A 26510-nucleotide genomic window follows, 5' to 3' on the forward strand; every position below is an offset into this window, starting at 1 on the left:
CCCCCCATAATCGGCCCAGCACTGCCGCCCGCGCCCCCGGCAGTGCCGCCGTGAACGGCCCGACCAGATCAGGACGTACCGAACACAGCTCGTCAACGGTGTTCGGCGCAAGGTTCTTGCTCAATGGTTCGCCGACCTCCCCATGCAGACCCTGCCGATCAGGGGATGTGACTCTGCGGGAAGTGTTGTCCGCATGACGTGAAGTGCCGGTGAAGACAAGGGGAGTTGGATATGATGACGGCCGGTTTTTTTGCCCCGGGTTCCCGCCCGGTCGCGGGCGGACCGGTTTCGGCCAAGAGAATGCTTTCAAACAGCAATGACATAGATATGTGAAATCCGTTCTCGCGGCGCTCAATGGCCGGATCGGCGCAGCCGGGGCTCCGCGGCCAGGGGGCGCAGCCGGTGGGCGTCGTCGAACAGGGCCTGTTCGGCGAAGCGGGCGGCGGTGAGTGCGGCGAGGGCCGCTGCGGCGAGGAACATGTACATCACGACGATCTGGTAGCGGATCGCGGTGAGCGGGTCGACACCTGCGAGGATCAGGCCGGTCATGGCGCCGGGGAGACCGATGAGGCCGGCGGTCTTGGTGGAGTCGACGGCGGGGATCAGGGCGGTGCGCAGGGTGTCGCGCAGGTGGGGTGCGAAGGCTTCGCCCGCGGGGAGGCCGAGGGAGAGGCGGGCCTCGATGGCGGACCGTGCGGTGCGGGCCTCGTCCCGGAGGCGGATCAGGACGAGGGCGGTGGCCTGCATGGCGCCGGAGACGACCATGCCGCCGACGGGGATGACCACACGCGCCTGGGCCGCGATCACGCCGAGTACGAGCAGGGTGCCCAGCGTTGCCGCCGTTCCGGCCACCACGGCGGCGGTGGCGATGGGCAGGGCGCGGGGCAGGCCGGCGGCGCGGTGGGCGGCGACCCGGCCCGCGATGAGCACCATGACGGCCAGCCAGCCCGCGGCGCCGGCCAGTCCGGTGTGGCGGAAGACCAGCAGCAGGAGGGCGCCGACGGCGGCGAGTTGGACTCCGGCGCGCAGGGCGGCGACGGTGATGTCCCGGGACAGGTGCAGGCGTCGGCGCCGGACCGCGGCCACGGTGAGCGCGACCAGGGCCAGGGAGGCGGCGACTCCGGCCCAGGTGGGGACGGCGGGGTTCATGTCCCCTCCTTCAGATAGGAGATCCGGTCGACGGGGCCGGAGTCGGCCAGCCGTCCGCCGTCCAGGACGAGGACCTGGTCGGCGACGCGGCGGGCCTGTGGTGAGTTGTGGCTGACCAGGACGACGGCCAGGCCCGCGGCGACGAGGTCGCGGACCGTGTGCTCGACGGCCCGCGCGCTGGCGGCGTCGAGGGCGGAGGTGGGCTCGTCGAGGAGGAGCACCTCCGGGTCCAGGGCGAGGGCCCGGGCCAGGCAGACGCGTTGGGCCTCGCCGCCCGACAGCCCGGCCGTGGGGCGGTCGAGCATCGCCGGGGAGAGACCGACCCGGCCGAGGAGGCCGGCTGCCCGGCGGTCGTCCAGATCCGGGCGGCCGACGCGCAGGTCGTCCGCGATGTGGGTGGTGAGCAGCACCGGTTGCTGGCTGAGCAGTTGGACCCGGCGGCGCAGGGCGAGGACGTCGGCCCCGGTGAGCGGTCGGCCGTGGAAGCGGACCGTGCCGGAGCTGGGTTCCTCCAGGCGGTTGAGCAGCCGCAGGAGTGTGGACTTGCCCGCGCCCGAGGGCCCGACCAGGGCGGTGCACGCGCCGCCCACGATCCGGCAGGACACGGCGTCGAGCAGCAGCGCGCCCCCGCGCCGTACCGTCACCCGGTCCAATGTGAACACGGGGCTGTGCTCATGGGCATCCGTGATGTCCGCCTCCATCGGTTGCAGGATCACATGAATGGCCATTGTGGGGTTCCGGCAGAGGCGGACGCCGACGGTCGGGGCGGGGCGGGGCCGGTGGCGTCCGGGGCGGGCCGGAGGGCCCGGGCGAGGGCGACGCCGTCGGCGGCGGCCCAGAAGTGCAGGTAGAACAGGCGCGGTTGCTCGGTGAGGCTGTGCTGGTGAAGCTCCACGACATCGATGTGGCCCTTGCGCAACGCCTGGATGACCTTCTGCACTTCGGGTGCGGTCATGACGAAGTCGCCGTTGACGGCGGCCTTCCTGTCGCCCACGGAACGCAACTTGAAGTTGACGCAGCGGCAACCACTACCGTCCACGCCATGAAAATCATCGTTCATGACACCGCGTCCGCCATGCTCGACCTCCTGCAACGCCCTCGGGAACAGCGTCCCGACGCCCTGCGCGACATGCTCGCCCCGCTCCAGGACGTCATGTCCCGGGTGGGCATCCCCGACCAGGTCGAGATGCACCGGCAGGGCTCCGGCTTCCGGCTCGACCGCGAGGACCCGCGGTACGCGGACGCCGTGCGGCGGATGCGGGACGCGGGCGTGTGGAGCAGGGTCGAGGACTCCCTCGCCGCCGCCTGGGAACGGATCGACGGCGCGGTCCCCGGCGTCCGGCACGCCGACACCGTGCACGTCGTCCTGGTCCTCGGCGACCCGGACGACCACCATCTGACCGTCCGCAGCGGCGGCTACCTCGGCATGGGCGGGATCCCCGGCGCGATCCACCTGCTGATATGGCCCACCGACACGGCCCTGGAGAAGATCGGCCACGCCGCCGCCCACGAACTCCACCACAACGTCCGCTACGCGAACGTGGCCTGGAACCCCATGACCGTCACGGTCGGCGAACAGGTCGTCGCCGAGGGCCTGGCCGAGGCCTTCGTCCGCGAACTCTCCGGTGAACAGGCCATGGGCCCCTGGGCCACCCGGCTCACCGGCGCCGAACTGGACACCGCCCACGAGAAGATCACCGCCGCGATCGACGTGGCCGGGATGCAGAACCTGCCCCCGTACATCTACGGCGACGACAGCGCGCGCCTCATGGGACACGAGCCCGTGGGACTCCCCGACTTCGCCGGCTACGCGGCCGGACTGCGCATCGCGGACGCCCACCTGGCCGCCACCGGCCTGACCGCGGCCGCCAGCGTGGCCCTGCCTGCGGGGGAGGTCCTCGCCAACGCGGGCGTGCCGACGGCCGGTTGACGGCTGCTGGTCGTACGCATGCGCGCGACCGGCCTTTCGGTGCCCGCGGTGAAGAAGTCACCGACTGTAACGGCGTGGCCCTCGGAGAGAGTCTGTGGGCCGCTGCCGATCCGGCCACGTCCCATCCGACATCATGATATGCGGCGCCTCGCCACATGATGACGCGACAGGACCTGACGAGGGAACACATGGATCAACTGCTGAGAGTCATGAACTTCAACGTCTCGAGTGACGGAATCGGTGCCGGTGAGCACCAGAGTCTCGAGCGGCCGTTCGGCCAGGATCATCCCGAGAGGCTGTTCGCCTGGGCCGGAGCGACGGCGAGTTGGCCCATGCGCACGGACCCCGGGGGGAGCCGGGGCCTCGACGACTACTTCACGCGGGACTTCGCACGCAACATCGGCGCCGAGATCATGGGCCGCAACAAGTTCGGGCCCCAGCGCGGGCCCTGGCAGGACCATGAGTGGCGCGGCTGGTGGGGTGAGGAGCCCCCGTTCCGCACGCCGGTGTTCGTCATGACCCACCACACGCGTCCGTCGTTCACGCTCTCCGACACCGCATTCCACTTCGTCGACGGCGCCCCGGCCGTCGTCCTCGAACGGGCGCGGGAAGCGGCACAGGGCAAGGACGTCCGGCTCGGCGGCGGGGTCACCACCATCCGGCAGTTCCTCGACGCCGACCTCGTCGACACCATGCATGTGGCGGTCTCGCCGGTCAAGCTCGGGTCCGGACTGCGCCTCTGGGAGTCCCCCGACGAGCTGCTCGACCGGTTTCACCTGGAAGTCGTGCCCAGCCCGAGCGGCGTGACGCACCACCTGTTCTGGCGAAGGTGACGCGAGGGGACATCCGTCCCATCGAACGCCCTTCCCACCGCGGATGCGGGCACGTTCCTTGCACGGGGCGGCGATCCCACGTGCCGTCGATCACTCGTCCCCGGAGGGGATGGACTTACTAGGACGTCCAACTATATCGTCGTGACCAAGGCCCGCGGTGCAGGGAAGCCGGTGTGAATCCGGCACGGTCCCGCCACTGTGACCGGGGAGCGCACCGTCGCGAACACGCCACTGGCACAAGGCTGTCGGGAAGGCGGACGGGGCGCGGGGATCCGGGAGTCAGGATACCGGCCGCGGGGTGTTCCGTGTTGTCCACGAGGATGGAGCAGACACGCATGGCACCGGTCCGCACCCACGACCCGGGTGATCCGACGGAGCGCACGCGCCCCCGCGCGTTGTCGTAACGCTCCCCCGGCCCTTCGGCCTTCGCGTCCCACGGCCCGCCCCGCAGGGGCTCTGCCGTGCCGTCCCCTGGATCTCACCCGACGAGAGCAGGCTCCCCTTGGTCCGCGAACTGACCCACTTCATCGGCGGCGTGCGCACCCCCGGAACATCGGGGCTCCACGCCGAGGTGTACGACCCCAACACCGGTTCCGTACAGGCGCATGTGCCCCTCGCCTCCTACGAGGAGACCGCGGCCGCCATCACGAACGCGGCGGCCGCGCAGCCCGCGTGGGGCGACTGGAACCCGCAGCGCCGCGCCCGCGTCCTGCTGCGCTTCCTCCAGCTCGTGGAGGACGAGCGCGACTCCCTGGCCCGGCTGCTGTCCGCCGAGCACGGCAAGACCCTCGCCGACGCCCATGGGGACCTCCAGCGCGGTCTGGAGGTCGTCGAGTTCGCGGCCGGAATTCCGCACCTGCTCAAGGGCGAGTTCACCGACAATGCCGGCGGCGGGATCGACGTGCACTCGCTGCGCGCCCCGCTCGGTGTCGTGGCCGGGATCACGCCGTTCAACTTCCCCGCGATGATCCCGCTGTGGAAGGCCGCGCCCGCCCTCGCCTGCGGCAACGCCTTCGTCCTCAAGCCGTCCGAGCGCGCCCCCTCCGTCCCGCTGCGGCTGGCCGAGCTCTTCGCCGAAGCCGGGCTGCCGGCGGGTGTGTTCAATGTGGTCAACGGTGACAGGACCGCGGTGGACGTGCTGTTGGAGGACGCGCGGGTGCAGGCGGTGGGCTTCGTCGGGTCGACACCGGTCGCGGCGCACGTCTACGCCACCGCCGCCGCCCGCGGCAAGCGCGCCCAGTGCTTCGGCGGCGCCAAGAACCACATGATCGTGATGCCGGACGCCGATCTCGACCAGGCCGTCGACGCTCTCGTCGGCGCCGGCTACGGGGCGGCGGGCGAGCGCTGCATGGCGATCTCCGTCGCCGTCCCCGTCGGCGAGGAGACCGCCGACCGGCTCGTCGCCAGGCTCAAGGAGCGCATCGGCGCGCTGCGCGTCGGCCGTTCCGACGACCCCGGGGCCGACTTCGGCCCGCTGGTGACCCGCGACGCCCTCGACCGGGTGCGCCGCTACGTCGACATCGGCGCCACCGAGGGCGCCGAACTCGTCGTGGACGGACGCGGTTTCACGCTGCCCGGCCACGAGAACGGCTTCTTCATCGGCCCGACCCTCTTCGACCGCGTCTCCACCGGCATGCGCGTCTACCGCGAGGAGATCTTCGGCCCGGTGCTGTCCGTGGTGCGCGCCGCCGACTACGCCGAGGCCCTGCGTCTGCCCAGCGAGCACCCCTTCGGCAACGGCGTGGCGATCTTCACCCGCGACGGGGACACGGCGCGGGACTTCGCCCGCCGGGTGAACACCGGCATGGTCGGGATCAACGTGCCCATCCCGGTGCCCGTCGCCTACCACACCTTCGGCGGCTGGAAGCGCTCCGGCTTCGGGGATCTCAACCAGCACGGCCCGGACGCCGTCCGCTTCTACACCCGGACCAAGACCGTCACCTCGCGCTGGCCCTCCGGGGTCAAGGAGGGCGCGAGCTTCTCCATCCCGACGATGGAGTGACGGCCCCATGACCACCACCACTCTGCTCTCGGACGAACAGGCCGCCATCGCGGAGACCGCGCGGGACTTCGCCGCCGAGCACCTCGCCCCGCACGCCGTCGCCTGGGACCGCGACAAGCACTTCCCCGCCGACGTCCTGCGCAAGGGCGCCGCCCTCGGCCTCGGCGGCGTCTACGTCCGCGAGGAGCACGGCGGTTCGGGCCTGACCCGCTCCGACGGCGTGCTCGTCTTCGAGGAACTGGCCACCGGCTGCCCGTCGATCGCGGGCTACTTCTCCATCCACAACATGGTCGCCTGGATGATCGACCGCTACGGCGACGACGCCCAGCGCGCCCGCTGGCTGCCGGGCCTGTGCGCGATGGACGACTTCGGCAGCTACTGCCTGACCGAACCCGGCGCCGGGTCCGACGCCGCCGCGCTGCGCACCCGTGCCGAGCGCGACGGCGACCACTACGTCCTGACGGGCGTCAAGCAGTTCATCTCCGGCGCCGGCACCTCCCGGGTCTACGTCGTCATGGCCCGCACCGGTGGGCCCGGGCCGCGCGGTGTCACCGCGTTCGTCGTCGAACGGGGCGACGCCGGGCTGTCGTTCGGTCCGGACGAGCGGAAGATGGGCTGGAACGCCCAGCCCACCCGGCAGGTGGTCCTCGACGCCGTCCGCGTCCCCGCGGACCGCCGGCTCGGCGCCGAGGGCGACGGCTTCCGCATCGCCATGCACGGCCTCAACGGCGGCCGGCTCGGCATCGCCGCCTGCTCCCTCGGCGGCGCCCGCAGCGCCCTCGCCCGCAGCCTGGCCTACCTCGCCGACCGCGAGGCGTTCGGCGCCCCGCTGCTGGACGCCCAGGCGCTGCGCTTCCGGCTGGCGGACATGGAGACCGAGCTCGCCGCCGCCCGGGCCCTGGTCCACCAGGCCGCCGAGGCCCTGGACCGGGGGCTGGAGCAGGCCGCGCAGTGGTGCGCGATGGCCAAGCGGTTCGCCACCGACACCGGCTACGCGGTCGCCGACCACGCCCTGCAGCTGCACGGCGGTTACGGCTACCTCAACGAGTACGGAATCGAGAAGATCGTCCGAGATCTTCGCGTGCACCGGATCCTGGAAGGAACGAACGAGATCATGCGCCTCATCGTGGCCCGCGGGCTGACGGGAGCCGGCCGATGACGACGGCCGCCGACGAGCACGTACTCCTGCGTACCGAGGGACGCGCGGGTTACATCACGCTCAACCGCCCCAAGGCCCTCAACGCCCTCACCCATGACATGGTCCGTGCCCTCGACGAGGCACTGGCCCTGTGGGAGAAGGACCCCGCCGTCGAGACCGTGGTGATCGCCGGAGCCGGCGACCGCGGCCTGTGCGCCGGGGGCGACATCCGCGCCATCCACGACGACGCCCGCACCGGCGGCACCGCGTCGGCGGACTTCTGGCGGGACGAGTACCGGCTCAACGCCCTGATCGCCCACTACCCCAAGCCCTACGTCGCCCTCATGGACGGCATCGTCATGGGCGGCGGCGTCGGCGTCTCCGCCCACGGCAGCGTCCGCGTCGTCACCGAGCGCTCCCGCGTGGCCATGCCGGAGACCGGCATCGGCTTCGTCCCCGACGTCGGCGGCACCTATCTCCTCGCCCTCGCCCCCGGCGGGCTGGGCACCCACCTCGCGCTCACCGGCGCCGCGGTGGGCGCGGCGGACGCCCTGCTGTGCGGGCTCGCCGACCACTTCGTCCCCTCCGGCCGGCTGCCCGCCCTCGCCGCGGAGCTGGCCCACGCCCCCGTCCACGACGTCCTCGCCCGCCACGTCCGCCCGGCCCCGCCCGGGCTGCTCGACGGGCAGCGGGCGTGGATCGACCCCTGCTACGCGGCCGGCTCGGTCGAGGAGATCGTGGCCCGGCTGCGGGCCCGGGACGAACCGGCCGCGCAGGAGGCCGCCGCGACGCTCCTGGCCAAGTCCCCCACCTCCCTCAAGGTCACCCTCACCGCACTGCGCCGGGCCCGGGAACTCGGGCCCCTGGAGCGGGTCCTGGAGCAGGAGTACCGCGTCTCCTGCGCGGCCCTGTCCTCCCCCGACCTCGTCGAGGGCATCCGCGCCCAGGTCGTCGACAAGGACCGCGACCCCAAGTGGTCCCCCGCGCGGCTCGCCGACGTCGAGGCGGAGGACGTGGCCCGGTTCTTCACCCCGGTCCCGGGGCGCGAGCTGCGCCTGGCCGGCCCTGGTGCGCCGCAGGAGGTGCCGTGGTGAGCGGGACCACCGTCGCGTTCATAGGGCTGGGCCGCATGGGCGGCCCCATGGCCGCGCGCCTGGTGGCGGACGGACACCGCGTCGTCGGCCACGACCTGGTGCCGGAACTGCTCGACGCGGCCGCCGGACGGGGCGTCGAGCCCGCCGCGTCCGCGGTGGCGGCGGTGGCGGGCGCGGACGCGGTCGTCACCATGCTGCCGACGGGCCGGCACGTCCTCGCCCTCTACCGGGACGGGGGGCTGCTCTCCGCGGCCCGGCCCGGCACGCTCTTCCTCGACTGCTCCACCATCGACGTCGCCGACGCCCGGACCGCCCACGAGGCCGCCCGGGACGCCGGCCACCGGGCGCTCGACACCCCGGTGTCCGGCGGCGTGGCGGGCGCCGAGGCCGGCACCCTGACCTTCATGGCCGGCGGCGACGCGGAGGACTTCGCCCGCGCCGAACCACTGCTGTCCGCCATGGGGGCGCGGTCCGTGCACTGCGGGGCCGCCGGTGCCGGACAGGCCGCCAAGATCTGCAACAACATGATCCTGGGCATCTCGATGATCGCCGTCAGCGAGGCGTTCGTCCTCGGCGAGAGCCTGGGGCTGAGCCACCAGGCGCTCTACGACGTGGCCTCCACCTCCTCCGGCCAGTGCTGGGCGCTCACCGCCAACTGCCCCGTCCCCGGCCCCGTCCCGGCCAGCCCGGCCAACCGCGACTACCGGCCCGGCTTCTCCGCCCCGCTGATGGCGAAGGACCTGCGCCTGGCGGCGGACGCGGCGCGCGCGGGCGGGGTGGCCAGTGAACTGGGGCTGCGTGCGGCCCAGTTGTACGCCGAGTTCGCCGGGAGCGAGGGCGCGGAGCAGGACTTCTCCGGCATCGTGCGCACCGTCCGGCAGCGCTCGGCCCCGCCCACCGATTCGGCCCCGCCCACCGACCCGAACGGAACCCCCGCATGACCACCACCGCGTACGAAACGATCCTCGTCGAGCGCAAGGGCCGCACCGCGCTGCTGACCCTCAACCGGCCCAAGGCCCTCAACGCGCTCAACCTCCAGGTCATGGACGAGGTCGTCCGGGCCGCCGAGTCGCTCGACCGCGACCCGGACGTGGGCTGCATTGTCATCACCGGCTCGGTGAAGGCGTTCGCCGCCGGGGCCGACATCAAGGAGATGCAGCCGCGGAGCTACATGGACATGTATCTGGAGGACTGGTTCGCGGCCTGGGACCGGCTCGGCCGCGTCCGCACGCCCACCGTCGCCGCGGTCGCCGGTTACGCGCTGGGCGGCGGCTGCGAACTGGCCATGCTCTGCGACATCCTGCTCGCCGCCGACACGGCCGTCTTCGGCCAGCCCGAGATCAAGCTCGGCGTCATCCCCGGCATCGGCGGCTCCCAGCGCCTGACCCGCGCCGTCGGCAAGGCCAAGGCCATGGAACTGTGCCTCACCGGCCGCACCATGGACGCCGCCGAGGCCGAACGCGCCGGTCTGGTCTCCCGGATCGTCCCGGCCGACGACCTCCTCGCCGAGGCCCTGGCCGTCGCGGAGACGGTGGCCGGCATGTCCGCCCCCGTCGCGATGATGGCCAAGGAGGCCGTCGACCGCGCCTTCGAGACCACCCTCGCCGAGGGCGTCCGCTTCGAACGCCGCCTGTTCCACGCGGTGTTCGCGACCGCGGACCAGAAGGAGGGCATGTCCGCGTTCGTGGACAAGCGTCCGCCGGAGTTCACCCACCGCTGACGGACACCGTCGGCTCATGACAGGCAGGCCCCCGGGCAGCGGCAGAACGAGGCGTGCTCCCTTCCGAGAGGAGCGCGTTACACCTCCGAGAGGAGCGCGCCACACCCCGTACCGCGCACATGACACCGGCACGCGCCCCCGTCTCCCCGCCGCGGAAGCCTCCTTGACCCCTCCCGGGCCCACACCTAGCCTTACCAGGGTGCGCCGAAATCGAATTCGGCCAACACCTGTGCGTGGAGCAGCAGTTCGCCAGGGATTGAGACCCCGGTGACGACTGCGCGCGAACGCTCCGCCATCGATGGCCGTCCCCGGCCGCGGCCCCCGCGACAGGCCGCTACGACAGCGCCGTCCCCCACCGCCGAAGGAGAATCGGCATGGATGCTGAGCCCATTGCGTTAGTAGGGATCGGGTGCACGCTTCCCGGTAAGGTGCACGGCCTCGACGACATCGACACGGTCCTCCGCGAGGGCCGTGACTGCGTCGAGGAGATCCCCTCCAGCCGGTGGGACGTGGACGCGTTCTACGATCCCGATCCCCTGGCCCCGGGCAAGACCTACATCCGTCACGGCGGGTTCGTCGACGACGTCGACCGCTTCGACGCGGCGTTCTTCGGGATCTCGGACGCCGAGGCCGTCCGCATGGACCCCCAGCACCGCCTCCTCCTGCAGACCGTGTGGCACGCCCTGGAGCACGCCGGGCAGAACCCCGACGAACTGCGCGGCAGCAACACCGGTGTCTTCCTGGCCCAGATGAACAGCAACAACTACTTCCTCCTCAAGCACGACCGCGAGGGCCTCAAGGGCATCACGGCGTACGACGCGATGGCCGACGCGATGAGCATCAGCGCGGGCCGCATCGCCCACTTCCTCGACCTGAAGGGGCCGACGTTCACGGTCGACACGGCGTGTTCCGGGTCGCTGGTCGCCCTGCACCTGGCCCGGCAGTCCATCCTCACCGGCGAGTGCGACTCGGCGATCGTCGCCGGGATCAATCTGGTCCTCAATCCCCAGGTCCACATCGCCTTCTGCAAACTGGGGCTGTTCTCCCCCAGCGGGCAGTGCCGGGCCTTCGACGCGAAGGCGGACGGCTATGTCCGCAGCGAGGGCTGCGTGGCCGCGCTGCTGCGCCGCCAGTCGCTCGCCGAGGAGCGCGGCGACCCCATCCTGGCCGGCATCATCGGCACGGCGATCAACCACGACGGCCGGACCCCCGCGCTGACCGCCCCCAACGGCCGGACGCAGGAGCAGGTGATCCGCACCGTGCTCTCCCGCACCGGCGTCGACCCCGCCGAGGTCGACTACATCGAGGCGCACGGCACCGGGACGCCGGTCGGTGACCCCATCGAGATGGGCGCCATCGCCCAGGCGTACGGCACGTTCCACACCGCGGAACGGCCGCTGTACGTCGGCTCGGTGAAGAGCAACTTCGGGCACACCGAGGCCGCCGCCGGGCTCCTCGGCGTCGTCAAGGCCGCCCTCTCCCTGCACCGCGAGACCATCTACCCCAGCATCCACCTGGACCGGCTGAACCCCAAGATCGACCTCGCCGGCGCCGTGGTGGAGATCCCGACGGAGTCCGTGCCCTGGCCGCGCGGGGACGCGCCGCGGCTGGCCGCCGTCAACTCCTTCGGCTACAGCGGCACCAACGCCCACGCGATCCTGCGGGAGGCCCCGCTGCCGAAGCCCTGTGATCCCGGGGCGAAGCCACGGCCCGCCGAACTGCTGGTGCTGTCCGCCAAGTCGCCCGCGAGCCTGGACGCCCTGGCCGAGCGGTGGGCCGAGCACCTCTCCCGGACCGACCGGGAGACCCTGCCGCCGGCCGTCTTCACCGCCGCCGCCGGACGCGCCGCGCACCGCCACCGCCTCGCGGTGACCGGCCGGGGCGGCATCGAGATCGCCAATGACCTCCGGCTGTGGCGGACCCGTCGCACGCCTCCGTCGGTCACCGCCGGCCATCCCGCCAAACCGGCCCGGACGGCCTTCGTCTTCACCGGCCAGGGCGTGCAGCACCCGGGCATGGCCCGTGAACTGTACGAGAACGAGCCGGAGTTCGCCGCCGCCGTCGACCGGTGCGCGGACGTGCTGGACGGCGAACTGCCCGTACCGCTGCGGCAGGTCCTCTTCGAGGACCGGTCCCCGGAGGCACTGGACGACACCCGGCTGGCCCAACCGGCGCTGTTCGCCGTCGAGTACGCGCTCGCGGCCCTGCTGCGGTCCTGGGGCGTCGTCCCGGACGCGGTGGTCGGGCACAGCATCGGCGAGATCGTCGCCGCGTGCGTCGCCGGCGTGCTCCCCCTGGAGGACGCGGCCCGCTTCGCCGCGGTGCGCGGCCGGCTCATGGGCGAACTGCCGCGCGACGGCGTGATGCTGGCGGTCGCCGCGGACCTGCGGACCGTCGAGGGCTTGCTGTCCGGGCGGGAGTCCGACGTCTCCGTCGCCGCGGTCAACGGCCCGCGCGCCGTGGTCGTCTCGGGCCGGGCCGGGGCCGTGGACGAGGTGGCGCGCCTCGCCGGGGAGCAGGGCTGCCGGACCACGCGGCTGCGCACCTCCCACGCCTTCCACTCGCCGCTGATGGACCCGGTCCTGCCCGAACTGGGCAAGGCGGCCGCCACGCTCCGTCCGGCCGCCCCGGACCTGCCGGTGTTCTCCGGCGTCACGGGCGAGGCCCTGACCGGCGCGGAGGGACCCGAGTACTGGAGCCAGCAGGCCCGCCGGCCGGTCCTGTTCCACGAGGGCCTGCGCGCGGCGGCCGCCCTGGGCTGCACCGCGGTCGTCGAGATCGGCCCGCACCCCGCCCTGGGGACGTACGTCCCGGAGGCGTTCGGCACGGCCGTGACGGTGATCCCCACCCTGCGGCGCGACGGACGGGACGTACGCAACCTCCTCGCCGCCGCCGGCGCCCTGTTCACGGCGGGTGCCGCCGTCGACCTGACCGCGCTGCACCGGGGTCCGCGCCACCGCCGCACCTCGTCCGCCCCGCAGTACCCGTTCCGCAAGGACCGGTACTGGCTGACGCCCGCGCCGGACACCGGCCGCGACGAGCCGGCGGAAGCCGCTCCGCGCCGGAAGGCGGAGCCGGACGGGCCGCAGCGGCCGCCCGCCCGGACCGTCCACCGGCACGAGCTGCAGCCGGGCACGCCGTGGGCCGACCACCGCATCCTCGGATCCACCGTCTTCCCCGCCACCGGCTACCTGGAACTGGCCGTGGACGCCTACGCCTCGGCCGACGGCGACGGCTCCGCCCCGGCCGGCTCCGCACCGGTCGAGCTGACCGACGTCGACTTCGTCCGGCCGCTCGTCCTGCCCCCCGCCAGGGCCAGCCGCGTCCGGGTGGACCTGGAGGAGGACGCCGGTCCCGCGCGCTTCCGGTTCACCGTGGCCGGCGGCGACGGGGACGGCCCGCCCCGGTACTGCCACGGGAAGGTCGGACCGGCCGCCGCGCAGAACGGCTCCGGCGAACGCCCCGAGGAGCTGCGGGCCGCGATGCCCACCGCGCTCACGCCCGGGAAGCTCTACGGGCTCCTGCGGGAGGACGGCATGGAGTACGGCGCGAGCTTCTCCACCGTCCGCGAGCTGTGGCTGGACGAGGCCGGCGGCCGGGCCCTCGGCCGGATCACCGCCGCTCCCGACGGCGCGCAGCGGGTCGGCCACCCGCACCGGTTCGCGACCATGCTCGACGGCTGTCTGCACCTGACCGCCGCCGCGGCGCGCGAGGGCGCGGCCAAGGGCGCCTACATCCCGGTCGGCGTGGGCCGGATGGTGCTGCGCGGCCCGCTGCCCGAGCAGGTCTGGGGCCATGTCCGCCTGCACCCCAACGACGAAGGGACCGCGTTCACGGCGCAGTTGAGCGTCCTGGACGACACCGGCCGCATCCTCGCGGACCTCGACGACATCGAGTTCCGGCGCATCGCCTCGCTGACCGACACCTCGGCCGTTCCGGCCGCGCCGCCCGGCGGCCGCTCCCGGGAGGGCGGCGACTCCCGGCGGGAGCTGCGGGAGCGCATCGAGCCGCTCGCCGCCGGGGAGCGCCTCGGGGCGGTCATCGGCTGGCTCACCGACGAGATCGCCGACACCCTCGGACGGATGACGACCGAGCTGGAGATCGACATCCACGACCTCGACCCCTCCCTGGCCCTGCTGGAGATCGGTCTGGACTCGCTGAGCATCACCGAACTCCAGCGGCGCATCCAGGAGAAGCTCGACTTCCGCTTCAAGGCGATGGAGGCACTGGAGTACCAGAGCATCGAGGAGCTGGCGGAGTACCTCCTCCACCAGGTGATCCTCGCGGACCCCACGGACTCCTGAGCCCCGCCCCACCCCCACATCCGGCAGATCCCACCCAGAGGGGAAGTGCCCGCGACGTGTTGAGTACCGACTACGTCAACAGCTACCTCGACAGCCATCTCGGCGAACGCCAGGTCAACAAGATCCAGCACGGCTTCCCGTCACCGCGGTTCTGGAACGAACTCTCCGTCCCGCTGGAGGAGATCGGCGAGGACCGCCGCCGCCTGCGCGACGAGCACGGCAAGTCCCCGGTGTTCCTGTACGTCGGCGTCCCGTACTGCATCCAGACCGACCCCGGCAAATGCGGCTACTGCCTGTTCCCCGTCGAGGAGTTCCAGGGCAACGCCGCCCTGGAGAACTACTACGGCTACGTGGAACGCGAAGCCGAGATGTACCGGGAACAGATGAAGGACAGCGTCCTCGCCGGGGCGTACTTCGGCGGCGGCACCTCGAACCTCTACAAGGCCCCCGTCTACCACCGCCTGATGGACATGACGCGGCGCCTGTTCCCGGAGATCTCGGAGGCGGCGGACCTCACGCTGGAGGGCATCCCCCAGCTCTTCTCCCGGGAGAAGATGCAGGCGATCGCCGATTCCGGGTTCAACCGGATCAGCATGGGCATCCAGCAGGTCAACGAACGGCTCAACAGCCTCAGCGGGCGCAAGCAGACCACCAAGCACGTCATCCAGAGCCTGGAATGGGCCCGCGAGCTCGGGCTGGCCGCCAACGTCGACCTCATCTTCGGCTGGCCCCAGCAGACCGTCGAGACCATGCTGGAGGACCTGGAGACCCTGGTCTCCTGGGACGTGTACGACATCACCCACTACGAGCTGAACGTCGGCGGCCCGACCGACTTCGCGCTCAACCGCTTCCACGAACTGCCCAGCACCCTGGCCAACCTGGAGATGTACCGGGCCGGACGCGACTTCCTGCTCGACCGCGGCTACGAGCAGCTGTCCACGTACAACTTCCGCCGCCCCGGCGACCCCGCGGCCCGAGACTTCCGCGAGGGCTACACCACCCGCTTCGACCACCTGGACACCCTCGGGCTGGGCTACGCGGCGATCACCTTCTTCGGCAACCCCTCGCTGCCGTCCGGCCGTTCCTGGTCGTTCATCAACCAGCGCAGCCTGCCGCAGTACAAGGCGGCCGTCGACAACGGCCGGTTCCCGGCCGAGCGGGGCTTCCGCCACACCCCCGAGGACTTCCTGCTGATGCTGCTCTTCCGCAGCCTCATCAGCACGGAGGTCGACCGGACCCAGTACCGCACCGCCTTCGGCATCGACGTGTACGAGAAGTTCGCCACCATCTGGGACGTACTCGCCGGACGGGGCTACGCCGAGATCACCCCCGAGCGGATCAGGCTCGTCGGCGACGGCCCCTTCTACGCCCCGATGTTCTCCACCCTGATCGCCGAGGAGCGCTACCGCGAACTGCGCGAGGAGGCCGCGCAGCGCAAGAAGGAGTCCCGCCTCGCCGCTCAGGCGTCCCGGAGCGACCGGTGACGGACGACCTCCCCCTGGCCGGCCGGGGCGTCGTCGTCACCGGCGGGTCGCGGGGCATCGGCGCCGCGGTGGTACGGCTGGCACTGGCGCAGGGCGCCGACGTCGTCTTCGGCTACCACAGCGGGGAGGAACGCGCCCGCGCCCTGGCCGACGAGTTGCGCGCCGCCCACCCCGGGCGGCGCTGCACCCCGCTGTACGCCCACGTCGCCGACACCGCGGAGGCCCAGCGCTTCGCCGCCGCGGCCCTGGACCGCCTGGACCGGCTCGACGTCCTCGTCAACAACGCCGGCATCACCCGCGACACCCTGTTCGCCCGCATGGGCCCGCAGCAGTGGCACGAGGTCATCGGCACCAACCTCGACAGCATGTACACCGTCACCAAGCCGCTGCTGATGCCCCTGGTGAAGCAGCGCAGCGGCGCCATCATCAACATCGCCTCCTCCTCCGGGCTGCACGGCATCCCCGGCCAGACGGCGTACTCCGCCGCCAAGGCCGGGGTCATCGGCTTCACCAAGGCGCTGGCCAAGGAGATCGGCGCCCGGGGGGTGACCGTCAACGCGGTCGCCCCCGGGCTCATCGAGACCGACATGACCGCCGACATACCCAAGGACAAGGCGGAGTTCCTCAAGTCGCTGATCCCGAGCCAGACCTTCGGCACCCCGGAGGACGTGGCCCACCTGGTGTGCTTCCTCGCCTCCGACCGGGCCCGCTACATCACCGGACAGGCCATCGAAATCGCCGGCGGCCTGGTCGTCTAGGACACCTCCTGACGGCCCGGCCGTCCCGGCGGACCGCACACACCCACCGAAATCCCGCGGACCGCCCGCACAGTACGGAGAAACGGGGGACAACCCATGAGCGCCGACGACGCCATACCCGGACACCCGACGCCGCTCCAGGTCTTCGGAGCGGCGACCGTCCCGGAGGCACTCGCCCTCGCGGCCGCCGGCCCCTCGGGCATCACGGTCATCGACCGCGAACTGGCGGAACAGAACCTGCCCTACGCACAACTCGCCTCGTCCGCACGCCGGGCGGCCGCCCTCCTGGCCGCGCACGGCGTCGGACGCGGCGACCGGGTCGCGCTGGTCTCCTCGACCTCACCGGCCATGCTGGTGTCGCTGTTCGGCATCTGGCACGCCGGTGCCGTACCGACGATCCTGCCGCCTCCCCACCGGATCGACGAACTGCCCGAGACCATGCGCGAACTGGACCGGCGGCTCGACTTCGTCGGCGCCCGCTGCGTCGTCGTCGCCGACGCCCTCCACCGCTTCGTCACCCGCCGGCTGCGGGACACCGGACGGCCGGTCCTCACCTGCGGCGAACTGGCCGCGGCACAGGCTCCCGGAACGGAGAAGCCCGCGGCCGGGCCCGACGACCTGGCCCATCTGCAGTTCACCTCCGGGACCACCGGCCCGGGACGGGCCGTGCCACTGACACACCGTCAGATCCTCACCAACGCCGCCGCCTCTTGGGACAGACTCGGGGCCCGCACCGGCGAGAGCGTCCTGGTCAACTGGCTCCCGCTCTACCACGACATGGGCCTGGTCTCCTTCCTCGGCATGGTCGCCGGCGGCGGCCGCGCGGTCCTCCAGCCCCCGGAGGAGTTCCTGCGCCACCCGGACTCCTGGGTCGACGCCCTCTCCGTCCACCGGGCCACCCACACTGTGGCGCCCGACTTCGCCTACGGGCTGGCGGCCCGCAGCATGACCGAACGCCCGCGCCCCCTCGACCTGTCGGCGCTGCGCATGTGCGGCGACGGGGCGGAGCCGATCCGGCTGGGCAACGTCGAGGCCTTCACCACGGCCGGTGCCCGGTACGGGCTCCGCCCCGAAGCGCTCACCCCCATGTACGGCCTCGCGGAGGCCACCCTCGCGGTCGCCCTGCCCCGCTTCGACGAACCCCTGCGGTGCGACCGCGTCTCCCGCACGGCCCTCACCGACGCCGCCGTCGCGGAGCCCGTGCCCGCCGACGACCCGGACGCGCGCGACCTCGCCGTCTGCGGCGGACCCGCCCCCGGCGTCCGCATCGCCATCAAGGACGAGCGGGGCACGGACCTCGGGCACCGCCAGGTCGGCGAGATCTGCGTGACCGGACCGTCCGTCATGCGGGGCTACTGGAACGACCCCGAAGCGAGCGAACAGGCGCTCCGTGACGGCTGGTTGCACACCGGGGACCTCGGCTACCTCACCCCCGAGGGACTGGTTGTCTGCGGACGGCTCAAAGACATGATCATCGTCGGCGGCCGCAACCTCTACCCCGAGGACTACGAACAGGTCGCCGGCGAGGTCGAGGGCGCCGGCCGGCTCTGCGCCGCCTTCAGTCTGCCCGACCCCGAACGCATGGTGCTCGCCGCCGAGATCGGCCGGACCGGCACGCCCCCCATCGAGCTGGCCAGGAGCATCATGACCCGCACCCGCGAGCGGCTCGGCCGCGCCCCGGACACCGTCCTGGTCGTCCCGCGCCACTCGCTGCCGCGCACCTCCTCCGGAAAGCCCCGGCGCGACCACTGCCGTACGGGCTTCCTGAGCGGCCGGCTCGGCGAGCTGGCGAGCGTCACCCGCCCCGGCGCCCGGGCACCCCGCCCGCGGACCGGGCCCGCCCGCGAGGATCCGTCAGGCCGTCCCGGCATGGCCCCCACGTACGCGGAGTAGCCCCTCCTGGGCGAGGGTGGCGACCAGACGTCCGTCCCGGCCGAAGACCCGCCCCAGCACCAGCCCTCGCCCCCCGGAGGCCGCCGGGGTCTCGTTGGCGCACAGCAGCCAGTCGTCCGCACGGAAAGGGCGGTGGATCCAGACACTGTGATCGATGCTGCTGCCACTCGCGTGGCTCCAGGAGGCCCCGTGCCGGACCATGACCGTCTCGAGCATGGTGACGTCGGAGATGTACGCCAACAGGCAGGCGTGCAGGAGCTGTTCATGCTCCCCGCCCGCCCCGGCGGGCAACTCGCCCTTGGTGCGCACCCAGATCCGCGTCCGGGGCGACGCCAGCGAGGGGTCCTTCGCCGCGTCGAAGCTCAACGGGCCGACGAAGCGCAGCTCGTAGGGATTGCCCAGGGAGTGCACCACCTCGCCGAACGCCTTGGTCAGCCGCTCCTCGTAGGTGGGCAGCCCCTCCGGGCCGGGCACCTCCGGCATCGGGTCCTGGTGGTCGAGACCCGGCTCGGAGCGGTGGAAGGAGGCGGTCAGGGAGAAGACCTCCCGCCCGCGCTGCGTCGCGTACACCCGCCGTGTGGCGAAGGCGACGCCGTTGCGCACCCGCTCGACCCGGTACTCGAAGGGCGCCGTCGGCAGGGCGGGCCGCACGAAGGAACAGTGCACGGAGTGCACCGGCAGACCGGCGGACACCGTACGGCCCGCGGCGGCCAGCGCCTGGCCCGCGAGATGCCCCCCGTACACCGGGGAGGACTGCTCCACCGGCGGACGCCCGACGAAGCGCTCGCCGTCGCCCCGGTCCGGTGGCGCGGGGTCGAGATCGAGATGGCCGAGCAGGTCCAGCAGCGCACGTTCCCGATCCATCGGCCCACTCCGCCCCTCGGTCCCGCCGGGTGGCAGCCAGTATCACCACCGCGGCTCGCGAATATCAACCAACTGCCGGGTATCCGTGGCCGAGTTGCCCCCGTGACAGCACGCGCCGCCGTGCGGTACCTCGGAACCACACCCGACGATCGTCATGGACACGGCAGCCGTGCACGGCCCACCGGACGGGTGGGCGCGCGGCGAAGGAGGCCCCCTCATGTTCGACCGCCTCGGCGCGGTGCTGCACCGGCGGCGCACCGTCGTCCTGTGGGTGAGCGCCGTCGCCCTCGTCCTGGCCGGGATCGGCGGTCTGGGCGTGGAACACCGGCTGGTCCACGGCGGGTTCTCCGATCCCGGCGCGCAGTCCACCCACGCGCAGCGGCTGGTGACCGAGCACTTCCCCTCGTCCGGCGACGACCTGGTGCTCCTGCTGCGCGGCGACGGCCCGGTCGACTCGCCGGCCATGGTCTCCGCCGGCACGGAACTGACCCGGCGCGCCGCCGGGACCCCGGGTGTACGGGCCGCCACCTCCTACTGGACGGCGGGCCGGTCACCGGCGCTGCGCTCCCGGGACGGCTCCCTGGGGCTCGTCGCCCTCTCCCTGAGCGGTGACGAGGACGACCGGGCGCGCACCGCCGAGCGGCTGGTGCCGGACGTCCGGCGGCACGCGCGGGGGGTGACCGTGATGGCCGCCGGGCCCGCGCAGGTGCAGTCGGAGGTCGGCAAGCGCACCGGGGACGACCTGCTGCTGGCCGAGGCGATCGCCCTGCCGGTCACCCTCGTCCTCCTCCTGCTGGTCTTCGGCAGCGCCGTGGCCGCCGCCCTGCCGCTGGTCATCGCGCTGCTCTCGATCCTGACGACGCGGGCCGTGCTCAACGCCCTGGCGGGCACCGTGTCCGTCTCGGTGTACTCGATGAACTCCACCACCGCGCTCGGCCTCGGACTCGCCATCGACTACAGCCTGTTCATCCTCGCCCGCTTCCGGGAGGAGCTGCGCACCGGCGCCACGGTGCGCGAGGCGCTGGGCCCGACGGTGCGCAGGGCCGGGCGGACGGTCGCGTTCTCCGCGCTGACGGTGGCCCTGTCCCTCGTCGCCCTGCTGGTCTTCCCCCAGTTCTTCCTGCGGTCCTTCGCGTACGGCGGCATCGTGGTGGTCCTGTCCGCGGCGGCGGGGGCGACCCTCGTCCTGCCCGCGCTGCTGGCCGTCCTGGGCCACCGGGTCGACCGCTACGACGTCTTCGCCCGGCTGCGCGGCCCCGCGCGGCCCGCGGCCTCCCCGGAGAGCGGACGCTGGTACCGCTTCGCCACGGCGGTGATGCGCCGCCCGGTGCTCTGCGGCGGGGGCGTGATCATCCTGCTCCTGCTCCTCGCGTCCCCGTTCACCCGCGTCTCCTCCGGCCTCTTCGACGACCGCTCGCTGCCCGCCGACTCCCAGGTGCACCGCGCGACACAGCTGCTGCGCGACCGGTTCGACGCCGGTGCGCTGGGCGCCGTCCCGGTGGTGGTGCGGGGCGCGGGTGACGGTCTGGACGCCTACGCCCGCGCGCTCTCCGCCGTACCCGGCGTCCGGCAGGTGACCACGGCCACCGGCTCCTACGCCGCCGGACGGCGGGTGCGGGAGCCGGGCCCGGCCGGTGCGGCCCTGGCGAAGGGGGACTACGCGCTGCTGTCCGTGGTCTCCCCGGTGGAGCAGGACTCCGCCGCGGGCACCCGGCTCGTCCGCCGCCTGCGGGAGACCGCCCCGCCGGACTCCGCCCGCGTGTGGGTGGGCGGCCGGGCCGCCGAGGTCGAGGACAGCACCTCGGCCATCGCCCGCGCCACCCCGGCGGCCGTCGGCATCGTGGTGGGCTCCTCCCTGGTGCTCCTCTTCCTCTTCACCGGGAGCGTGCTGATGCCGGTGAAGGCGCTGGTGCTCAACACCCTCAGTCTCAGCGCCACGTTCGGGGCGATGGTCTTCGTCTTCCAGGAGGGCCATCTGTCGTTCCTGGTCGGCAGCCCCCAGCACACCGGCACGCTCGACGCGACCATCCCGATCCTGACCTTCTGCGTGGCCTTCGGACTCTCCATGGACTACGAGGTGTTCCTCCTCTCCCGGATCCGCGAACGCCACCTCCGCACCGGCGACAACACGGAGTCGGTGGCCTTCGGCCTCCAGCACACCGGCCGCATCATCACCGCCGCGGCCGTCCTGGTCGCGGTGGTGCTGTTCGTCTTCGCCATCTCCGGCGTCACGCTGCTGAAGCTGCTGGGCGTGGGCCTCGCCCTGGCGGTGGTCCTGGACGCGACCCTCGTCCGCGCCGTGCTCGTCCCCTCCTTCATGCGCCTGGCGGGGAGGGCCAACTGGTGGGCGCCCGGGCCGCTGCGGCGCCTGCACGACCGGGTGGGGCTGCGGGAGGAGTGAGGGCCGGTCGTACGGACGCGGCGGCGGCCGCCGCGCCGCCGTGCGTTCAGAGCGCGGCGAGCGCGCCTTCCACGACGTCCTCGATTACCCGCCGGTCGTCGTGGGCCCTGCTGAGGACGTGCAGGCCGTAGTAGGTGCTCAGCACCTGGCGGGCCAGGCCCGCCGCATCGCGGTCGGTACGGATCTCGCCGGCCCGCTGGCCACGCGCGACCGTATCCTTGAGCGCCTCCTCCACCCTGGCGAAGTGGCGGTGCACCTGCTCCTTGACGTCCGGGTCCGAACTGGCCATCTCGATGGCCGCGTTGATCGCGAAGCAGCCGACGGGGCGCCCGGTGCCGGAGGTGTCGGCGCCGACGCCGATGTCGCGGAGCATCAGCTCGCGCAGCCGGTCCTTGACCGGTCCCGGCCGCTCCAGGATCTCGATCTGCGCGTCGGTGGCCGTCTCGTAGTACCGGCGCAGGGCACGCAGGTACAGCTGCCGCTTGTCGCCGAACGTGTTGTACAGGCTCGACGGGCCCAGCCCGGTGCCCTCGCTCAGGTCGCGGGTGGAGGTCGCCTCGTAGCCCCGGCGCCAGAACGCGTCCATCACCGCGCCGATGACGCGGGTCTCGTCGAACTTCCTCGGCCTCGCCATACCCAGCACATTAGAGGTTTTGAAGCGATCGTCCAAAAACCGGGGACCTGACAGAGTCCTCTCCCCCGTGCGCGGGGCGGGCCGGACGCTTCGCATGTTTTGAAGCACTCGCTTCAAAACATGCTAGCGTCCTGCCCGTGGAGTCGAGGGCGCCGTACGTCCGGTTCGTGAACCCGACTCAGAAACCGCTGAATCCCCAAGCGTTGGAGGGCCTTTCATGGCAGTCGACTCGAAATCCACGGATCCCGGGCGGGCCGGGAAGATGCCACTCGCCGTCCACATCCTCGGACTTGGCATCTTCACCCAGGGCACCTCGGAGTTCATGCTCTCCGGCCTGCTGCCCGACATGGCCGACGACCTGGGCGTCTCGATCCCCGACGCCGGGCTCCTCATCTCCGCCTTCGCCATCGGCATGGTCGTCGGAGCGCCCCTGCTGGCCGTCGCCACGCTGAGCTGGCCGCGCCGCACCGCGCTGGTCGCGCTCCAGGCCGTCTTCATCGCCGCCCATGTGGTCGGCGCGGTCGCGCCCGGCTACGGACTGCTGTTCGCCACCCGCATCGTGAGCGCGCTGGCCTACGCGGGATTCTGGGGCGTCGCCGTGGCCACGGCCGTGAGCATGGTGCCGGTGAGCGCCAAGGGCAGGGCCGTCGCGGTCGTCGCCGGCGGACTCACCCTCGCCACCATCGTGGGCGTCCCGGCCGGCACCGTCCTGAGCCAGTTCGCGGGCTGGCGCGCGGCGTTCTGGGCCGTTGCCGTCCTCACTCTCGTGAGCCTCTTCTGCTCGGTGCTCGCCATTCCCGGCGGGAAGGGCACTCAGGAGGAGACCCGTACGCTCACGTCCGAGCTGCGCGCCATGGCCCGGCCGCAGCTGTGGCTCTCCTACGCCATCACGGCCTTCGCCTTCGGCGCCGTCATCGTCACCTTCAGCTACCTCGCCCCGGTGCTCACCGACGTGACCGGCCTCTCCGAGGGCTGGGTCCCGGCCGTCCTGTCGCTGTTCGGCGTCGGCGGACTGATCGGCATGACGATCGGCGGCCGCGTCGCCGAGTCGCACCCGATCCGCACCCTCGTCCTCGGCCTCGGCGGCCTGGTCGTCGCCTCCATGGTGCTCGCGCTGGCGGCGCGGAACGTGACCGTCTCGGTCGTGGCCGTCTTCTTCCTGGGCATGGCCGGCTACGTCACCAACCCGGTCCTGCAGTCCCGGGTCTTCACCGTGGCCCCCGGCGCCCCGACCCTCGTCGGCGCCGCCAACACCTCCGCCTTCAACATCGGCAACACCCTGGCGCCGCTGCTGGGCGGCCTGGCCATCGGCGCCGACTGGGGCTACGCGTCCGTGGCGTGGGTCGGTGCCGCCCTCGGCGTGCTCGGCCTCCTGGGCACGCTGTGGGCGGGCGTGCTCCAGCGCCGCACGGACAACGCGCCGGCCGCCGCGCCGGACCTGCGGCAGGAGCTCACCGGGGCCGACGTCTGACACCGCCCGCGCGGGACGATACCCGCGCCCTCGCGGCGCCGACCTCGTCGACCCGACCCCGCTCGGCCTCCTCCTCCGGCCGCTCCTCCAACTCCCGGCCGCGGCAACGTCAGTGACGACCAGGGCATGTCCGATGGGTCGGCGCAGGTCCATCGGGCAAGCCCTGGGCGCGGGAGCCGCCGGAGCGCGCATCCTGGCGCTCTGCGCAACGCCGACCGTCAACCACACGTTGACGACAGGCGGTTGTCAACTTAGAGTTGACGCATGAGCCCACTCGACATCAGCCTCGCCGACCTGATCGCCCGGCTCGACGAGGAACTCCCCGAAGCCAATGAGCTGGACCGCATCAGCGAGGCGCGACTCCGCGCCCAGACGCTGTCCGACCTCGGTGACCAGCTCATCGACCACTACGTCAGCAAGGCCAAGCAGACCGGCGCGTCCTGGACCGAGATCGGCGACGCCATCGGCGTGTCCAAACAGGCCGTCCAGAAACGCCACGCACCCGCCCCGTTCGAGCGGTTCACCCACCTGAACCGGCACAGCATCGTGCTGGCACAGGAAGCCGCCCGGACGCACAAGCACGACTTCATCGGCACCGAACACATGCTGCTCGGCCTGCTCGGCGAACCGCGGGGCCTGGCGTACGAGGTGCTGATGGCGAAAACCGAGTCGGAGCAACGCATCCGGGACGCGATCGAGGAAGCGATGCCGCCGGCCGGGGAGAAGGCGCTGCGGGGGCACATCGCCTTCCGGCCGGAGAGCAAGGAGGCCATCGAGCAGGCGCGCCGCGCGGCGGCCGACCTCGGCCACGACTGGGTCGGCACGGAGCACACGCTGCTCGGCCTGATCCGCGCCGAGAAGAGCCCGGCCGCGCGGATCCTGCGCAACCTCGGCTTCACGTCGGACGAGTTGCACGAGACGGTCAGGACCGAGATCGCCGAACGGGTCACCGAGCGCGACGAGCAGTAACGAAACGATCGGTCACCGCAGGGGACCGGTCCGGCACGGGGGCGGTGCGCTCGCGCCGCCCCCACTCCCACCCACCCGACGTCGTCAAAAACCGTCGGTCAGCGGACCCGTGGGAGGGATCTCCGGGTGATCGGGAAGTCGAAGTACGTGTCCGGGAAGGTCTCCGGCTTGCAGGTGTAGTGCCACCACTCTTCTGGCAGGTTGACGAAACCCGCCTTCTCCAGACCGTTCTTGAGCAGCAGCCGGTTGCTGTGCTGCTTGCCGACGACCCGCGGGTCGAGGGTGTGCGAGAGGGTGTCGAAGCAGTCGAATCCGGTTCCCATGTCGAGGGAGTTGTCCGGGAAGCGGTCCCGCTTCGGGCCGTAGCACGAGGTGAGCGGCTCGCCGGGGATGTACGGACGCGTGGGCCACGCGGGCAGCCGGACGAGGGTCAGGTCCACCGTACTGCCCCTGCTGTGGCCGGACTTGGCGGCGATGTACCCGTCCTCGAACAGCCTCGTCTTGTCGACGCGCGGATAGAACTCGGTCTTCATCCGCTGGTCGTCGAGGTCCTTGGCCCAGCGCACGAAGTGGTCGACGGCGCGCTGCGGGCGGTAGCAGTCGTAGACCTTCAGCGTGTAGCCCTGCCGGAGGAAGGTCCGCTGCGCCCGGCGCAGGGCGTTCGCCGCGTCCCGGGTCAGGATGCACAGCGGCTGACGGTAGCCGTCGATGCGCTCGCCGGTGAAGTTGTGCCGGGTGATGTAGCGCATCTCCTGGAGGATGGTGGGGTCCGCGTCCCGGAGGGCGACGAACTCCGGTGGTGCCTTGGGCTCCGTGTCGGCCCTCGCGGTGGTGGCGGGTACGGCCAGCAGGGCGGCCGCCGCGCCGGCGACCAGGCTGCGGAGAAGTCTTCGCATCGGATCGGGCCCCTTCGCGCTCCGGGGACGGGATTGTCCCTCGCAGGCGGCATGGTGGCGGAGTCACGGCGGATTCGTCCAGCGCCTCTGCGCCCGCCGGGCGCAGAGGCGCTGGAACACGACGGACGGACGACGGCCGCCGGCCGTCATGCGCGCCGGGCGTGGAAGATCCCCCAGCGCAGCCGCCCCCGCCGGGCCGCGTCCGTCCACAGGGGCAGGTTCACCAGCAACTGCTCCACATAGTCCGGGCTGATGACCTTGCTCAGCCCGGCCTTCCGGGCCTCGGTCTCCTCCGTCAGCCGGACGTAGTGGTGCACCAACTGCTCGCTGTGGTCGTCGAACCCGATCCCGTCCGCCCCGAGCCCGGCCAGTCCGTCCCGGTAGAAGGAGGGCGTGGCCAGCGCGTCGACCCCGAGCCGGGCGACGACCGGGCGCAGCACCTCGGGGGGTGTGTCCTCGGCGGCCATGACGTCGGTGAACGCCAGCGTCCCGCCGGGCTTCAGCACCCGCAGCGCCTCGGCCAGCGCCCGCCCCCGGTCCTCGCTGTGGCAGAGCGCCTCCAGCGAGCACACGGCGTCGAACTCCCCGTCGGCGTACGGCACGTCGTGGAACGAGCCGGTGACGACCTCGACGAGCCCGTCGAGCCCGCGCTCGGCGTTGGTGCGGCGGTGCCGTTCGTTCTGCGCCTCGCTGAGGTTGAGCGCGACGACCCGGCAGCCGAACCGTCCCGCCAGGTACCGCGCGGTTCCCCCGTATCCGGAGCCCAGGTCCAGCACCCTGGTCCCGGGCCCCGGTCCCAGCCGGGCGGCCAGTCGCTCGACGGTCCTCCGCGACGCGTCCGCGACCGGTTCCCCGGCCCGTTCGTAGATCCCGGTGTGGATGTCCTCCCCGCCCCAGACCTCGTCGTAGAAGGCGTCCACGTCGTCGGACTCGTAGTAACGCCGCGTCGCGTCCTCGCTCATGCGCACTT

At 72.4% G+C, this 26510-nt stretch carries 21 protein-coding genes and 1 riboswitch; of the genes, 14 read left to right on the plus strand and 7 right to left on the minus strand.

Features of this window, described 5'->3' with window-relative positions:
* Nucleotides 1-351 precede the first annotated feature (351 nt).
* Genes fetB through AB8735_RS04440 form a run of 3 tightly spaced genes read right to left on the minus strand, consistent with a single transcriptional unit; the run spans nucleotide 352 to nucleotide 2143 of the window.
* Nucleotides 352-1149, minus strand: a complete 798-nt coding sequence (fetB, locus tag AB8735_RS04430; RefSeq protein ID WP_372405498.1) for an iron export ABC transporter permease subunit FetB — start codon at nucleotides 1147-1149, stop codon at nucleotides 352-354.
* On the minus strand, nucleotides 1146-1850 hold the full coding sequence (locus AB8735_RS04435) for an ATP-binding cassette domain-containing protein (RefSeq protein WP_372405499.1): 705 nt from the start codon (nucleotides 1848-1850) through the stop codon (nucleotides 1146-1148). The genes fetB and AB8735_RS04435 overlap by 4 nt, the downstream gene beginning before the upstream one ends.
* A gap of 11 nt (nucleotides 1851-1861) precedes the next feature.
* Nucleotides 1862-2143, minus strand: a complete 282-nt coding sequence (locus AB8735_RS04440; RefSeq protein ID WP_372405501.1) for a DUF1259 domain-containing protein — start codon at nucleotides 2141-2143, stop codon at nucleotides 1862-1864.
* 48 nt (nucleotides 2144-2191) lie between these two features.
* Between AB8735_RS04440 and AB8735_RS04445 the strand changes: the two genes are divergently transcribed.
* The 11 genes from AB8735_RS04445 to AB8735_RS04495 all read left to right on the plus strand — a co-directional run bounded on the left by AB8735_RS04445 (nucleotide 2192) and on the right by AB8735_RS04495 (nucleotide 18305).
* Nucleotides 2192-3079 carry a DUF2268 domain-containing protein gene (locus AB8735_RS04445; RefSeq protein ID WP_372405503.1) on the plus strand — a complete coding sequence of 296 codons (888 nt, stop codon included), beginning with the start codon at nucleotides 2192-2194 and terminating at the stop codon, nucleotides 3077-3079.
* Nucleotides 3080-3267: 188 nt separating this feature from the next.
* Complete coding sequence (locus tag AB8735_RS04450; RefSeq protein WP_372405504.1) at nucleotides 3268-3912, plus strand: dihydrofolate reductase family protein; 645 nt, start codon at nucleotides 3268-3270, stop codon at nucleotides 3910-3912.
* Between the two features lie 131 nt (nucleotides 3913-4043).
* A riboswitch (cobalamin riboswitch) is annotated at nucleotides 4044-4223 on the plus strand.
* Between the two features lie 191 nt (nucleotides 4224-4414).
* Nucleotides 4415-5914 carry a CoA-acylating methylmalonate-semialdehyde dehydrogenase gene (locus AB8735_RS04455; RefSeq protein WP_344027276.1) on the plus strand — a complete coding sequence of 500 codons (1500 nt, stop codon included), beginning with the start codon at nucleotides 4415-4417 and terminating at the stop codon, nucleotides 5912-5914.
* A 7-nt stretch (nucleotides 5915-5921) separates the two neighbouring features.
* Complete coding sequence (locus AB8735_RS04460; RefSeq protein ID WP_372405506.1) at nucleotides 5922-7073, plus strand: acyl-CoA dehydrogenase family protein; 1152 nt, start codon at nucleotides 5922-5924, stop codon at nucleotides 7071-7073.
* Nucleotides 7070-8146 carry an enoyl-CoA hydratase/isomerase family protein gene (locus AB8735_RS04465; protein ID WP_344027280.1) on the plus strand — a complete coding sequence of 359 codons (1077 nt, stop codon included), beginning with the start codon at nucleotides 7070-7072 and terminating at the stop codon, nucleotides 8144-8146. Before AB8735_RS04460 ends, AB8735_RS04465 begins: the two co-directional genes overlap by 4 nt.
* On the plus strand, nucleotides 8140-9087 hold the full coding sequence (gene mmsB / locus AB8735_RS04470) for a 3-hydroxyisobutyrate dehydrogenase (RefSeq protein ID WP_372405508.1): 948 nt from the start codon (nucleotides 8140-8142) through the stop codon (nucleotides 9085-9087). The genes AB8735_RS04465 and mmsB overlap by 7 nt, the downstream gene beginning before the upstream one ends.
* Nucleotides 9084-9866 carry an enoyl-CoA hydratase gene (locus tag AB8735_RS04475; RefSeq protein ID WP_372405510.1) on the plus strand — a complete coding sequence of 261 codons (783 nt, stop codon included), beginning with the start codon at nucleotides 9084-9086 and terminating at the stop codon, nucleotides 9864-9866. The genes mmsB and AB8735_RS04475 overlap by 4 nt, the downstream gene beginning before the upstream one ends.
* Nucleotides 9867-10240: 374 nt before the next feature.
* Entirely contained in the window at nucleotides 10241-14170 is a 3930-nt protein-coding gene (locus AB8735_RS04480) for a type I polyketide synthase (protein WP_372405511.1), read from the plus strand.
* 56 nt (nucleotides 14171-14226) lie between these two features.
* Complete coding sequence (locus tag AB8735_RS04485; protein WP_372405513.1) at nucleotides 14227-15654, plus strand: coproporphyrinogen-III oxidase family protein; 1428 nt, start codon at nucleotides 14227-14229, stop codon at nucleotides 15652-15654.
* Nucleotides 15651-16412: an SDR family oxidoreductase gene (locus AB8735_RS04490; protein WP_372405514.1), complete on the plus strand. Its 762-nt coding sequence runs from the start codon at nucleotides 15651-15653 to the stop codon at nucleotides 16410-16412. The genes AB8735_RS04485 and AB8735_RS04490 overlap by 4 nt, the downstream gene beginning before the upstream one ends.
* A gap of 96 nt (nucleotides 16413-16508) precedes the next feature.
* The gene (locus AB8735_RS04495; protein WP_372405516.1) at nucleotides 16509-18305 is read left to right on the plus strand and encodes an AMP-binding protein; all 1797 of its coding nucleotides are present in this window, start codon (nucleotides 16509-16511) and stop codon (nucleotides 18303-18305) included.
* Here AB8735_RS04495 and AB8735_RS04500 read toward each other — a convergent pair.
* A complete protein-coding gene (locus tag AB8735_RS04500) occupies nucleotides 18267-19169 on the minus strand; it encodes an acyl-CoA thioesterase (protein ID WP_372405518.1) in 903 nt (300 codons plus the stop codon). The genes AB8735_RS04495 and AB8735_RS04500 overlap by 39 nt on opposite strands.
* A 217-nt stretch (nucleotides 19170-19386) precedes the next feature.
* On the opposite strand from AB8735_RS04500, the gene AB8735_RS04505 reads away from it, so the two are divergent.
* The gene (locus AB8735_RS04505; RefSeq protein WP_372405519.1) at nucleotides 19387-21570 is read left to right on the plus strand and encodes an MMPL family transporter; all 2184 of its coding nucleotides are present in this window, start codon (nucleotides 19387-19389) and stop codon (nucleotides 21568-21570) included.
* 46 nt (nucleotides 21571-21616) lie between these two features.
* Here the strand turns inward: AB8735_RS04505 and AB8735_RS04510 are convergent, their stop codons facing one another.
* The gene (locus AB8735_RS04510; RefSeq protein ID WP_372405521.1) at nucleotides 21617-22204 is read right to left on the minus strand and encodes a TetR/AcrR family transcriptional regulator; all 588 of its coding nucleotides are present in this window, start codon (nucleotides 22202-22204) and stop codon (nucleotides 21617-21619) included.
* A gap of 217 nt (nucleotides 22205-22421) precedes the next feature.
* Between AB8735_RS04510 and AB8735_RS04515 the strand changes: the two genes are divergently transcribed.
* Nucleotides 22422-23675 (plus strand): Cmx/CmrA family chloramphenicol efflux MFS transporter, encoded by a 1254-nt coding sequence (locus tag AB8735_RS04515; protein WP_372405523.1) that lies wholly within the window; start codon nucleotides 22422-22424, stop codon nucleotides 23673-23675.
* A 264-nt stretch (nucleotides 23676-23939) separates the two neighbouring features.
* A complete protein-coding gene (locus AB8735_RS04520; protein WP_372405524.1) occupies nucleotides 23940-24644 on the plus strand; it encodes a Clp protease N-terminal domain-containing protein in 705 nt (234 codons plus the stop codon).
* A gap of 98 nt (nucleotides 24645-24742) precedes the next feature.
* Here the strand turns inward: AB8735_RS04520 and AB8735_RS04525 are convergent, their stop codons facing one another.
* Both AB8735_RS04525 and AB8735_RS04530 read right to left on the minus strand, forming a co-directional pair.
* Nucleotides 24743-25540 (minus strand): M15 family metallopeptidase, encoded by a 798-nt coding sequence (locus tag AB8735_RS04525; protein ID WP_372405525.1) that lies wholly within the window; start codon nucleotides 25538-25540, stop codon nucleotides 24743-24745.
* Between the two features lie 146 nt (nucleotides 25541-25686).
* Entirely contained in the window at nucleotides 25687-26502 is an 816-nt protein-coding gene (locus AB8735_RS04530; protein WP_372405526.1) for a cyclopropane-fatty-acyl-phospholipid synthase family protein, read from the minus strand.
* Between the last annotated feature and the right edge of the window lie 8 nt (nucleotides 26503-26510).

The organism is Streptomyces luteireticuli (assembly GCF_041519305.1).
Taxonomy (GTDB): Bacteria; Actinomycetota; Actinomycetes; order Streptomycetales; family Streptomycetaceae; genus Streptomyces; species Streptomyces luteireticuli.